2 protein-coding genes are annotated in these 13,733 nt (G+C 68.9%); both read right to left on the reverse strand.

Translation table 11 applies throughout. The features are described 5' to 3' along the window. Nucleotides 1-284 precede the first annotated feature (284 nt). Nucleotides 285-2,807, reverse strand: coding sequence for a right-handed parallel beta-helix repeat-containing protein (locus AC0662_RS20475; protein ID WP_478302431.1), 2,523 nt, complete (start codon nucleotides 2,805-2,807; stop codon nucleotides 285-287). Beyond that, complete coding sequence (locus AC0662_RS20480; protein ID WP_478302433.1) at nucleotides 2,804-13,693, reverse strand: actin cross-linking domain-containing toxin; 10,890 nt, start codon at nucleotides 13,691-13,693, stop codon at nucleotides 2,804-2,806. Before AC0662_RS20480 ends, AC0662_RS20475 begins: the two co-directional genes overlap by 4 nt. Nucleotides 13,694-13,733: the final 40 nt, after the last annotated feature.

Genomic DNA, 13,733 nt, shown 5'->3' on the forward strand with positions numbered 1-13,733 from the left:
ACGACTCGGCAAACGCACCACCGACCAACCGCCACGACTCGACCGGCCGAGGGACGCATCGGGCACGCGCGCGAGGGACGCCCGTACGGCGTGCTCGTCACTCGAAGTGCTCGCCGCCTGATCCGCTCGCCCGCGCACCCACCCGACAACCACACCCGCGATCCGCCGACTCGTGAGGACTGGCTGGTGATCCGGGACCACACTCCACGACTGGGCAAACGCGTCAGCGACCAAACGGCACGACTCGGTGGCTTCGGAGCGATATGTGGGGGTTGCGGGTGGGTTCAGGCGGTTTCGGGGAGGTCGGCTGATTCGAGGGCTACGAGTTGTTCGGGGGTGGGGGCGGTGAGTTCGGAGAGGCGGTGGGCCTGGCGTTCGGTCATGGCCTGGAAGATCTGGCGGGCGGAGCGGCCGTTGCCGAAGCCTTCGCCGCGGGGCATGCGTTCGAAGAGGTGGGAGAGCGCCGTACGGGCGTCTGTGGTGACCTCGTACTGGTGACCGCCGGCCTGGTGTTCGACGATCGCCACGAGCTCGGCGGCCGTGTAGTCCTCGAACATCAACGTCCGGGTGAAGCGTGACGACAGACCGGGGTTGGACCCGATGAAGCGCGACATGTCGTTCACATACCCGGCAACGATCACCACGAGGTCGTCCCGGTGGTCCTCCATCAGTTTCACCAACGTGGCAATGGCTTCGGCGCCGAAGTCGTTGCCGATGCCAACGGGTGCCAGGGAGTACGCCTCGTCGATGAACAGCACGCCACCGAGCGCCTGATTCACCGCCGCAGTCGTCTTCGGACCGGTGTGCCCGACGTACTCGCCGACGAGCCCCGTCCGATCAACCTCGACCAAGTGCCCCTTGCGGAGCAGACCGAGCGCCTTCAGCACCCGCCCGTACAGCCGCGCCACCGTCGTCTTACCGGTACCGGGATTGCCCGCGAACACCAAGTGCCGCGAGAGCGGCGGCGCGGGCAGACCCGCCTCCTGCCGCATCCGCACCGTCTGCATGAGCTTCACCATCGACTGGACGTCACGCTTGACGCGGTCCAACCCAACCTGCTCGTCGAGCTCGGCGAGCACGTCCTCGAGCGTCTCGTCGTCCGGCGGCATGCTCTCGTCCAGCCCGGCCGTCGGCGTCGGCGCAACCCCCGGCACGTTCGCGGCCGCCGCGAGCGCCGGTGTCGGCGCGTTCATCGGTACGCCGTCCACGGTGCAGTCCTCGAATTTCGGGTTCGCCCCGTCCTCCTGCCCGACCGCCTCGACGCAGTCGCGGATCCGGAGATGCTGGAACACCGGCGCGGACGTCTTGCTCAAATGCAGCGCCGGGTACTTCGTCCCCGTCACATCGCAGTCCAAGTACGTCCCTGCCGCCTTCTCCGCGAGGTAGATCCCGTTCTTCGCCACACTCGCGACCCGCAACGCCCGTACGGCGGGCCTCGCCCCCGACCACACGACGAGCCCGGACCCGCCGCACTCCTCGATCGTGCTGCTCGTCACCTCGGCCGCGGCGCCGGTCCCGACCACGATCCCGGCGGCCTTGGACGCACTGACGCGTACGGCGTCCAGCGTGGCCAGCCCGGCGCCCGCCAGCTCGATCCCGGTCCCGACCGTCCCGCTGACCGACGTACCGCGGAACCCGGTCGCCACCGAAGACTCCAGGTGTACGCCGGTCCCGCCGCCGCTGACCCGGCAGTCCACCGCTTCGGCCGCCGCGCCGTCGACGATCGAAACTCCCGTCAACCCAACGTCGGCGATCCCGCATCTGGTGAGCTCAACCCGTGACGCCGCGGTCGCGTGGACGCCGTGCTCCGCGCCCTCGCGAACCAGACAGTCCGTCAACCGCACCACCGACGTACCGGTGAGGTGGACGGCGCTGTAGACCGAGCGGTCGAAGCGGCTGTCGGTCAACGTCGCCGTGGCGGAATCCGAAGCCAGCAAGGCATTCGCGCCCGCGTCGGCGACGATGCAGTCGGACGCTGTCAGGTCGGCCTGGTCCTGCACCACGAGCCCGCTGGCCCGCGAGTTCCGCACGCGGCAGTCGGTCAGCGTCGCCTTCGCCGTACCGGCCGCGTGGATCCCGGGCCCGCCGGGCCGGTCGATCCGTACGTCGGTCAGCGTCGCGCTCGACGAGTCCTCCAGGAGTACGCCGGCCATTCCCGTCTGGCGGATCACGCCGTCCGTCGCCTCGAGCCGGCTGGAGCCGCGCAACCGGAAGCCGTACCCGGACGTGGTGTTCAGCCGCAGCCGCGACGCCTCCAGGAACGCGTTGCCCGAGAGCACCACGCCGATCCCGTCGATCGTGTCGATGACGGAGTCCTCGACCTTCGCCCGGACCCGCCCGGACAGGTGCAGCGCGGCCAGCCGGCCCTTCTCGATCCGCGTCCCGCGCAGTATCAGCGTGGTCACGCCGTACCCGGTCAGGTCCGTGCCCTGCCCGCCACCTTCGTTGCCGCGGGCATGGATCCGGCCGCCGACGACCGTGCAGTCGTCCAGCATCAGCCCGGCCCCGGGCGCGACGCCCACGGCCGGCGTACTGCCGTCGTCACCCGCGGCCCGGATCACCAGCCCGCGCAGCGAGCACTCCAGCCCTTCCGCCACCACCGCGGGCTCACCCGGTACGCCGACCAGCGCGACGGCACCGCCCTGGCCCGGCTCGGCGACGATCGCCACCGAGCGGTCCAGCCGGAGCTGCTCGGCGTACTCGCCCGCGCTCACGACGATCACGTCACCGGGCGCGGCGGCCCGCAGCGCCTCGGTGATCCGGCGGTAGGTCCCGCGCCCCTTCGGCGCCACGTAGCGGTTCGTCACTGTGCTCCTTCGACAGGAGGAAGTACCGGCGGAACTTGATACCACGACGGGTTGATCGACGCGCGGATCGCGGGGGTCAGGAACGCGCCGCCGATGCCCTTCTCGAACAGCCGCAGCGGCATCGTCAGCACGATCTCGGCCAGGCCGCCCTTCTGCCACAGCCGGCCGATAGCCAGGTTCCCGCCGACCAGTTTCGCCAGGCCGAGGCTGTTGGCGATCGCGTAGCCGCTCAGCACCGCGATCCCGCCCTCACCGACGGCCTCCCAGCCGGACAGCTTGACGGTCTTCCCGTTCGCGTCCGGGACGCCGAAGATCGCCGCGTTCATGGTGCCGTTCACGAAGCCGGTGAGCGGCAGCAGCAACATGTTCAGGCTGTAGTCGAAGGTGCCTCCACGCCAGCGCAGCGGGCTGGTGTTGCCAGCCCACTCCACGCCCCACGTCGCGTCGTTGTTGTTCGGCCGCTTGGTGATGAATTTGCCGCCGTCCAGGTTGCCCATGTCCTGTTTCAGCGTCCGCAGCGAGCCGCCAAGCTTGGTCTCGGTGAGCGCCGCGCCGGCCACCGACTTCAGCGTCGCTCCGACGGCTGCGTTCATCAGCGCCTTCAGCGCGTCGTTGCCGGTGAACGGTTTGTTCTGCGCCTCGGCGATGATGCCCGCGATCATCAGACTGGCCGCGTAGTCGAGGATGAACTCGGTCCCGGCCTGGATCAGCACCTTCTGGGTCAGCAGCCGCGAGAGTGGCGCGTAGTTCGCTTCGCGGAACGCGTTGCCGCCCGGTGTCAGCGTCCTGTCGGAGAGGGTCCAGTCGGACTGCATCAACCACGGCTGCCGCTGGGTGTCACCGATCCGCGTGTTCCAGCCGCGGTACTCCGTCATCGCGCCCCGGAAGTCGAACTCGTTGCCGGTCAGCGTGAGCTTGCCATCCCGCATCTCGAAGACCAGGCCGTTGTCCGAGCGTTCGCCGATCACCGCGCCGTGCTCGTCGTACAGCTTCCACTGGCCGTGCACCTTGTCGGTCTCGAGGAAGTTGTCCCCCGACTTCACCCGCTCGCGGACGACCTTGTCGAAGTCGAACTCCTTCCATTGCGCGAGATCGCTCTGCCCGTTCTCGACCTTGTACTCGCGGACCCGGATCGGCCGCCCGTCGCCGACGTGCGGCGGCGTCTCGCGGACGACCTGCGGCCCGACCTGGCCGTTCTGCGGCAGGCTGTCGCGGAAGTGCTGCGCGCCGGGGGTCCAGTTCTGCTGCAAGGTCCCGTCCGCGGCGCGCCACTGCCGGTCCAGCCGGGTGCTGCCGGCCACCTCGGCGCCGGTCTTGTCGAACTCCGCAACCCGCCATTGGTTCCCGTCCTGCCAGGACTCGATGAATCGCCGCTCGTCCAGCAGGTGCCGGTCGCGGATCAGGTTGCCCGCGGCATCGAAGTCGCGGAACGAGTTGTCCCAGCTGATCCCTTCGTCCCTGGACCCCTTGAAGTGGAACCGATCCCCTTCGCGGCCGGCGATCTGTACGCCGTTGTGGTCGAGCTCCTGCCAGCGCCAGCGCGAGGAGTCGGCGTCGCCGGTAGCCACGACGTACCGATGGTTGCCGCCGACCGGGGCCGGGGTCTGGTGCGAGCTGCCGACCAGGTTGCCGTGCGCGTCCCGCTGGACCCAGATGTTGCGGTCGGCCGGTTGCGTGTACTCGCGGACGATGCCGCCCGGGTGGCTCTCCCGGACCACGGTCCAGCCCTGGAGCCCGTCGACCTCCGCGACGTCCCGCCAGCCGTTGTTGTTGTCGAACACCCGCCAGCCGTTCAGGTCACCGGCCGTCCACGGTGTCGTCGACGTCGGGTGCGCCGTACCCGGGGCGGTGGCCTGGTCGCCGACTTTCAGCTCGGTGCCGTCGTGCAGCTTGCCCTTGAAGCGGACGAAGTCGCCGTTCATGGTCACGTCGACGATCGACTCGTCCGTGCCGACGTACCGGACCCCCTGGCCCGCGTCGATGCCGTCGCCGCTGGTCTGCCAACGGAAGACCTGGAACCGGTTGTCGCCGGAGATGTGCGCGACGCTGCCGGTGGTCGGCGGGTTGTCGAGGAAGTTCTGCCGGACCCAGATCGGCGGCCGCTGGTCACCCTGCCGGACGGTCGTCAGCAGCGCGCCGCTGTCCAGCAGTTCGCCCTTGCCGACCGACTTCAGTTGCGGCGACTGGACCTCGAACTCGCCCGAGCGGGTCGGGTGGTTCGCGCCAGGTTCGAGCTTGAACTCCTGATACTGCCGCGCCTTGTCCGGGCCGTGCCACATACCCCACTTCTGCTGCGCGACCTTGGAGACCTCGTTGCCGTTCTCCATGACCCGGACGGTGTCGGTCCAGCCGTCGCCGATCGTCTCCAGGGTGCGGCCGCCCTGCGCGACGTGCAGGCCCTGCGCGTCGTACCGGTGCCAGGTCCAGTTCCGGCCGTCCTTGATCGCCAGCACGTGACCGGTGATCTCCTTGTCGGCCTTCCCCAGCGGTGTCGGCTGCTCGGCGATCGGGTTCGCGTACTTCTGCAGGCCCTGCTGGTAGTCGCGCACCGTGTTCCCGTGGTGGTCGTAGTCGCGCCACGCCGACCCGCCGGTGTCCATCTGCCGCTTGCCCCAGTTGGTCAGCGCGCCGTTGGCGTCGTACGTCGCCCACGTCGTGCGCCGGTCGAACCAGCCGTACCCGAGGGTGTCGGTCTTGCGGAAGCTGTCCAGGACCGTGCCGTCCGGCAGCCACCGGCGTTCGAAGACCTCGACCTCCTTGGCGGTCGAGCTCTGCAGCCGGATCCGCCCGTTGTCCAGGCCGGCGATGTCGACCTTGCCGTGCTGGAAGCCGCCGGTCCCGTCGACGTTCGCGCCGTCCACCCGGCGCCACGTGTTGCCGGTCCGGTTGACGACGTACGTGAACTCGGTGGCCTGGCCGTTGCGGACCACCGGGAAGCCCTGCTCGGTGAGGTTCCCCTCGCGGGAGAACACGTGGAACTCCCCGTTCCGCGGGCCGCCCGGCAGGTCGATCTCCAGCCGTACGCCGCCCTGCGCGTCGACCGTGACCCGGTGCGGTGTCGGGACCGGTACGCCGTTCCGGTCGGTCCAGGTGACCGCGCCGTTCTGGTCGCGGGTGACCCGCGTGAGCCCGGCGCCGAGCCCGTGACCGTCGAGGTCGGTGACCTCGCGCAGCAGGCCGCCGTTCAGGTCGAAGACGTCGTGACCGCCGGTGCGCGTCACGGTGATCTCGCCGGCGGCCGCGTCGAACGTGACGTTGCGGCCCGGGATCGGCTGGTAGGTGACGTCGAGCCGCTGTGCGCCGGTCCCCGTGATCTCGAGGAAGCCTGTCTGGCCCGGCAGGTTCACCGTGTGACCGTGCGCCTGGAACGCGCCGTCGGCGTCGTACACGTGGTAGTTGCCGCCGTCAACGACTCGGTAGCCGCCGCCCTGGACGTGTTCGACCGTCCGGCCGGGGCCGGTCGGGTTGTGCAGGGTGAGGTGGTTGTTGGCGTCGTGGACGACAACCTCATGCCCGATGGGAATTCGCCGGTCCAGATAGATTCCCGCGTCGTCGAAGGTCCGGGCGATCCCGTTCGCCTCGGTGACCCGGAAGCCGCCGCCCTCGAGCGTCGTGACGGTGCCGGGCAGGTGCGCGCCGGCGTTGTCGAGCAGCTCCGGATCGCGACCGAGACCGTGGTACAGGAAGACCTGGCCCTGATGCGCCGGGTCGGCGACGCGCATGCCGGAGCCGCGGTACAGGCCGTCCTGGCCGTACCAGCGCACGTCGCCGAGCGCGTTGTCCGCGACGCGGAACTGACCGTTCGGCAGGTGGTCCACGGTGGTGTGCGGGAGCGGCGTACCGTGCAGGTCGACCGCTCGGAGTCCGCCGGCGCCGTCGAGTTCGGTGAAGAACGAGCCGCGGACGTGGAACGGGTCGTTGAGCATCGTCCCGTCGACGAGATGGCCGCCGTCCGCGCCGTACCGCGCCATCTGGCCGCGCGGGCCGATCAGGCGGAAACCACTGTCCGGCAGGTCGAGCACGCGGTACAGCCCTTGGTTGTCACCGGCAACGTGCGGACGACCCTCGAGCGGGTGCACCACCCACTGGTCGCCGAACCTGCCGCCGACCTGCACTCGTACGTCGAGCTGCTTGCCGTCGGCACCGAAACCGAGCCCGTTCCGGCCGTCCGTGACCACGAACCGTCCGTCCGGCAACCGCTCGAGCTGCGTGTTCGGGATCTGTACGCCGTGCTCGTCGACCAGGCGGGTACCGCCGCCAGGGATGTCTTCGGTGAAGTGGTTGCCCTGCGGGTGCTGCAGACGGATCCCGTCCCCGAGCAGTACGCCGTTCCCGTCGTACCGCTGGGTCCGTCCGTCGGGGCCGACCATGCGGAAGCCGTCGTCGCCGAAGTCGTTGAGCGTGAGGTGCTGTGCATTCGGGCCGGTGACGTGCGGCGTACCGCCTTCCGGCCGGACGACCACGTGGTTGTCGAACGCCCCGCCGAGCGGGTGCTGCTGGATCTGCGGCATCTGCACGGTCCGCACGATCACCGGCTCCTGCCCGGCCAGGACCTGGTCCCAGGCCTGCGGCTGGTGCGTCATCATCCACTCGGCCTTCTGCTGGACCGTGGAGATGGTGATCACGCGCTGGTCGGTCTTCGTCGCGTGGTTCGGGAACTTGTCCCGGAACCAGCCGGCGAAGTCGCCGCTGTTGTCCGCGTTGCCGATGAAGCCGTTGATGTTGCGGACCGCGGCGGGCCGGCCGCCGCCCAGATCGGCCAGCAGGTCGGTGATCGACGTGGTCGGCAGCTTGTGCGTCGGGACCAGGTGCTTCAGGCCGTCCGGGACCTCGCGGAACTCGAACAGCAGCGCCTTCTGGCCGCCGATCACCGCGTCGTTGATCCCGTGCCCGGCGACCTCGCCACCGCCCAGGATGTACGACTTCGACTCGCGCCAGATCGTCCCGTCGCCGATCTCCGGCATCTCCCGGAGCAGCTTCAGCGTCGCGGCCTTGTCGACGTCCGACAGGCCCTCCAGGACGATGTTCGGCCGGGTCCGCGGCAGCACCGACCAGCCGTTCTTCACCACCGGGTCGGTCAGGCTGTGGAACGGCGCGGCGCCCGGGTAGGCGCCGATCGGGATGCTGTGCTTGTCCACCTGCTTCGCCGTGAAGCTGATGATCGACTTCAGATAGGTGTACGCCGACTCGACCGCCTCGGGATTGTCGAGCGTGCCGCGATCCAGGTTCCGTACGGCGTCGTCGGTGCGGAACTCGGCGTTGTACCAGGGGTTGTCGCGGAGCAGCCGCAGCTCGGTGGTCAGGTCGCTGCCGAAGTCCGTCGCCTTCACGCCGACCGTGATCTGCTGGCCGCCGAGCGGCATCTTCACCGAGCCGACGTCGTCCAGGTTCATCCCGTTGCCGCCGGCGATCACGTGGCGGCCGTTCGTGATCTCCAGCTTGAAGCGGCCGTCGGGGCTGACCACCGACTCCAGCGGGTGGTGGTTCGCGCCGGAGAGGCGGCTCTTGAACGTGTCCAGCAAGAACTGGGTGGCGTCGTCGCGGAGCGCGATACCGGTCTGGTCGGCGACGCGGGACGGGTAGTTGACCAGCTCGACGGTGTGCGTCGTCCAGTTGCCGGCGCGGGCACCGGGCAGGTCGCCCGGGTTCCGGTAGACGCCGTTGTTCATGTCCTTGGTCACCATCACCAGCGACTCGTTGGTGTCGACCTTCTTCACGAACGCGAACACCCGGTGCGTGCCCTCCGGCATCGCGACCACGAACCCACCGAGCTCGCTCTCGGTCCCGAACGACGCGCTGTCGAACTCCTTCCGAAACTCCGGCGCCACCACCCGCTGCGGGCGAGGCGGCGGTGCTCCGTGCCCAGAACCCCCGCTGTGCACTACAGGCGGCGGAGGAGGCGGCGGCGCAAGGTGCGCCGCCAGAGGCGGAGCAGGCGGCGGAGGCGCACCGGGAGCCGCAGGATCCGGCACAGCCCCATGCGTGTTGGGCTGCGGCGCACCACCGTGCGTCGTGAGGGGCGTGGGTGTGGTGTGGGTGGTGGGCGGGGGCGTGTGGACGGTGGTGTCGGTGAGGTCCGGCGTACTGCGGCCGTCCATGCCGCCGACGAGGCGGGGGCGGTCCTTCAGGGACTGGTCGAGGAGTTTGCCGAGTTGGAGTTGGAGGTCGTCCGCCTTCAGCCCGTACTTGGCGTCGAACGTCGCCTTCGCCTGGGTGAGCTGGTCCTGCGCCTTCCACAGGTTGACGAACATCTTCGCCCCGACTGGCGGCCCGTCCGAGGGACCGTCGGCGCGGTGACCGTACGTCCGCACGTCCTGCAGTGCGGCATCCACCTTCGCCTGCGCCTTCTGGACGTTCACGAAGTCGTCCATCTTCGCGCCGACCATCGCGTCGGTGTCGCCCGGCGACCGGAACACCTCGAACCGGGCCGCGAAGTCGTCGTCCCAGGCCTTGGCGATCCCCTTGCCCTTGCCCGGCACCTGGTCCCAGGCCGCCGGCTTCGGCATCCCGACGAACTGGTCGTTGTTGTGCAGTACGCCGCCCCGCAGGTCGGTGGCCAGGTTCGAGAACTGCTGCCCGCTCCAGGTCTTGTCGAACTTGTTCGCCCCGTCGACGGTCCAGATCACCCGGACCGAGTCGGTCTGCGGATCCCGCAGTACCGAGATCGTCAGTTCGTCCACGGAACCCGGCTTGCCGACGTGGACGGTGTGCGACAGCCCGTCGACGCTGGTGGTGGCCCGGGTGGTGATGTCCTCGAGCCCTTCGAAGCCCCGCAGGTTCGGCGCGTCGAAGGCCTTCACGAAGTCGCCGAACGCGGTCTCCGAGGACAGCCCCGGCCACTTCTCGGTGATCACCTCGTCGAACCGGCCGGCCGGGATCGGCTCGGCCTTGACCGGGATGATCCGGTGCCCGTTCTCGAAGAAGTCCGGGCCGGTACGGGTGAACTTGGCGGGCCCGAGGGTGATCTCCCACTGGTCCTGGTTCCACGCCTTCGCCTCGGTGCCACCCGGGTGGTAGCCCTCCGGGTACGACATCGAGAGCTTGCTGTGGTTCGGCGGGGAGTCGATCTTGAACACGACCCGGTTCGAGTCCACGCCGTTCTTCGCCCAGTCGTCCTGGAACTTCAGCGTGCTCGAGGTCGAGATCGGCAGCCGTTCGAGGAACTCGTCCGCTTGGGCGCTGGCCGGGTCCATCGACACCCCGCGGTACACGGTGATGTTGTCGGTCGCGCCCTTGAACTGCAGGTCCTTGGCGATGGTGTCGAAGGTCTTCACCTTCGCGACCAGGGTGCCGTCGGCCAGCGCGGTCGGGTTCACGTACCCGCCGAAGCCGCGCTTGGACGTGAAGGAACCACCCATCACGTCCTTCATCAGGGTCTCGACACCCTTGTTGCCCGCGGCCTCGGTGAGGTGCGTCCGGGACAGGTCGACCTGCGCGTTCCACCGGGCCAGGTCGGCGCCCTCGAGGTGCGGCGGCGGGACCGGGCGCGTCATGTCGCCGGTCGCCGTCGACCCGATGCTGTGGAACTCGCCGTCGCGGGTGTAGTTCATCGGGCCGTGCGGTGACGCGACCACGAGCCCGTCGTCGGTCACCTTGACCGGGAACTTGCCGTCCACGACTCCGCTATGGAACTCGCCGAGCTTGCCCTCCAGCGACACCGGCTTGCCGTTGAACTGACCGCCGTGCAGTGAGAACGACTCGCCCACATGGTTGGCGCGACCACCGAATCCGAGGCTGTACGTCCAGCTGTTTCCCGTCGAGGTATTGGTGATGGTCAGCGCCTTGCCCGCGACCGACGAGGTGAACTCCTCCGAGCCGGGACCGTGCACCGTGACCTGACCACCGCTGATGTCGAACTTCACACCGGCGTTGCCAGGTACGTCGTACGTCATCGTCCGGCCCGAACCGAGCAACCGGGGGCGCAGGTTCAGCGACTCCGTCGTCAGGTCGTCCAGCTGCTTCTGCAGACCGTCGACGCTCAGGCCGTGCTTGTCCTGGAACGCGTTCTTCGCCAGGTCCAGATCGTGTTGCGCGCCGTGCAGATCGATGTGCACCTGGTCGCCGACCGAGGGCGCGTTCGACGGACCGTCCACCCGGTCACCGTGGATCGCCACGTTCTCGTGGGCGATGTCGAGGTTCTTCTGCGCCTGCTGGACGCCGGTGAAATCGTCCATCTTGGCGTTCACGGCGGCGTCGGTGTCGCCCGTTTTGCGGAAGACTCCGGCCTTGGCCGCGAGGTCACTGTTCCAGGACGCGTTCACCGACTGGCTCTCGAGCTTGCCGTTGGCGTTGTAGTGCCAGGACATGCCGTCCTTGCCGAGCACGTTGACGCCGCCGGTGTCGAGCGCCTTGATGGTCAGCTGGTCCGGTACGGCGCTGCCGTCCAGGCTCGTGATCCGGAACCCACCGTCGGGTTGCTTGATCAGCACCCGGTCGTCGATCCGCGCCAGGCCGTCGGCCTTGGTCAGCCGCACCCCGTGGTCGACGACGATCCCGTTGCTGTCGAACCGGGTGGTGACACCGGTCGAGGTGTCGGTGAACCGCAACCCGCCGCCGTTCAGCGGGTCCAGGCGCCCGTTCGGCCCGCCGCCGTGCAGGTTGAACTGGGTCACCCCACCCTCGAACCGCTCCACCTTCACCGCGAGGCCCGGGTGGTCCGGCAGCCCGTTCAGCGGGATCTCGGTCTTGCCGGTGGCGAACGAGTGCCCCGGCTGCATCTGCGTCTGGATCGGTACGTCGGTCTTCGGCAGCGTCACCGGCTGGACATGGGCCGTCGGCGGCGTCGCGACGTTCTGCACCCCGTTGAACGTCGGTACGTCGGCCCGCAGGTTGCCCGGGGCACCGATCTTCAGGTCCGCGGGCCCACCGGTGACCAGGTCCAGCGCAGCGTTCACCCGGTCGACGGTCGGCGGACTCACGGTGTGGCCGCCGGTGGTCGCGGACGGCGTCGGCGGGCGGGTCAGCTCGTCCAGCGAGAGCCGGAGGTGGTTGGCCTGGAAGCCGTGCGAGACACCCTCGTTGATCGAGGTCGCGAAGTGCGTCGAGATGGTCGGGGTGTTGTTCCGCAGTCCGGAGCTGACCAGGTCACTGACACTCGTGGACTGCGGCGTCGAGACGTGGAGCGAGCCGACGTTGGTGGCCGGCGGATTCACGTGTACGCCGCCGTTCAGGTGCGCGGTCGAGATCGCCGTACCCGGGATTGAGACGTTGGTCGCGCCGGGGACGCCGACGTGACCGGCCGGGAGGTTCTCGACCAGCCCGTGGATCCCCTGGACGCCGTTGACGCCTTGCACCCCGTTGAGGCCGTTGACCCCGTTGACCGACGGCTGGCCGATGTGCGGCGACGGGATGTTGGTGGCGAAGCCGTTCGTCCCGGCGGTCGCGGGCAGGTGTACGCCGCCCGGTGTGACCACGGTCGGCGGGTTCACGCTCTGCCCGATGATGTTGCCGTTGAACTCGTTCATCGGCGGCATGTGCAGGTCCTGGAACGCCTTGCCGGCGGTGAACCCGGACTCGATGGACAGCCCGAAGCCGTTGACGTGCACCGCCGGCTCGAGGGGCGGCGGCTTCATCATGCCGTCGAAGAACGACTTCACGTTCCCCATGAAGCTGAGCTTCGGGGTGTTGATCGGGATCGCGCTGACCGTGTGGCCGAGCGCGCTCACCATCGGCAGGCCGAACACGTGCTGACCGGCGATCCCGCGGCCGAACACGCCGACCTTCAGAGCCTGGGTGAAGGCCTGGAAGTCCGTCATACCGAGCGCTTTGAAGGCCCGGATCTCGTCTGCCGCGACCGGCAGGATCAGCCGGGTCCACTGCAGGCCGCCGAAGTGCGCCGAGATGAACTGCTTGCTGCCGTTCCAGACCGTGGCGATGCCCTTGCCGAGGGCGCTGAAGCCGCTGACGATCGTGGCCGGCAGCTGCGTGAACGCCGTACCGAACTTGCCGAGGGCGCCGAGTGAGATCTTGCCGAAGTTGGCGCCGAAGTTCCCCACCGAGATGCCGAAGTTCCGGATGTTCGAGACCACGAACAGCCCGGTCTCCTTGATCGACAGCGTGGCGATGAACGGCAGGCCCTTCAGCTCGGTCATCGCCTTGAACAGGAAGTCCTTGCTGAAGATGTTCCGGAAGGCGTTCGCGACGCCCTTGACGCCGGCGCCGATCCCGCTCGCGATGCCCTTGATGATGCTGAAGATCGGCAGTGCCTTGGTGGTCGGCGCGATCAGGCCGAGGCCGGCCAGGAACAGGTCGAGGAAGCTGGCGTCACCGTTCGCGACGTCGACGATGGTCTTGATGAACAGCGCCAGGTTCACGCCGAGGGCGAGCAGCGCGATCGGGCCGCCGAAGATCAGCGCCGGGATGATCAGGATGATCGCCAGCCACTTGAACGCTTCCCAGAACGCCTCGCAGGACGAGATCGGCAGCTGGATGTCGGAGACCCCGTTGATCCGTCCGGAGTACGTCGAGGCCTGGTCGGACTGGTCCTTACCGGCCTGCTCCGCAATGCCCTTCTGGGTGTCCCGCTCCGGGTCGTCCTCCTTGAGGCCACGCCCGGCGGCGAGCGCGGCGTCGGCCTTGCGCTGCTGCTCCTCGACCACACCGCGCCAGTCCCGCAGCGCCTGCGCCGAGGTCTCGAACGCGTTCGCCACGTCCTCGACATGCCCGCGCAACCGGTCGTCCACCTTGCCGCGCAACGCGTCCGCGGCCTGACCGACGAACACGCTGTCGTTGTTGGTGTTCATCACCGACTGGATGGCGTTGAAGATGTCCCGCGCCTTGCCGCCGAGTTTCTGCAGCACCTCGGCGAGCTGCCCGATCGTCTCGGGCTCTCCCGGGGTCGGGTCGCTGCCGAGTCCGATCGCGTCCCAGTCGGTCGGCCGAGGCATGCACCCTCCCTGGTGATCCGTTCTCCCACCCTGACCACGC

It is taken from the genome of Kribbella sp. NPDC043289 (assembly GCF_056436705.1).

Coding starts and splice junctions, on each gene's coding strand:
- AC0662_RS20480 (WP_478302433.1), bottom strand. CDS start 13,693: ATGCCTCGGCCGACCGACTGGGACGCGATCGGACTCGGCAGCGACCCG.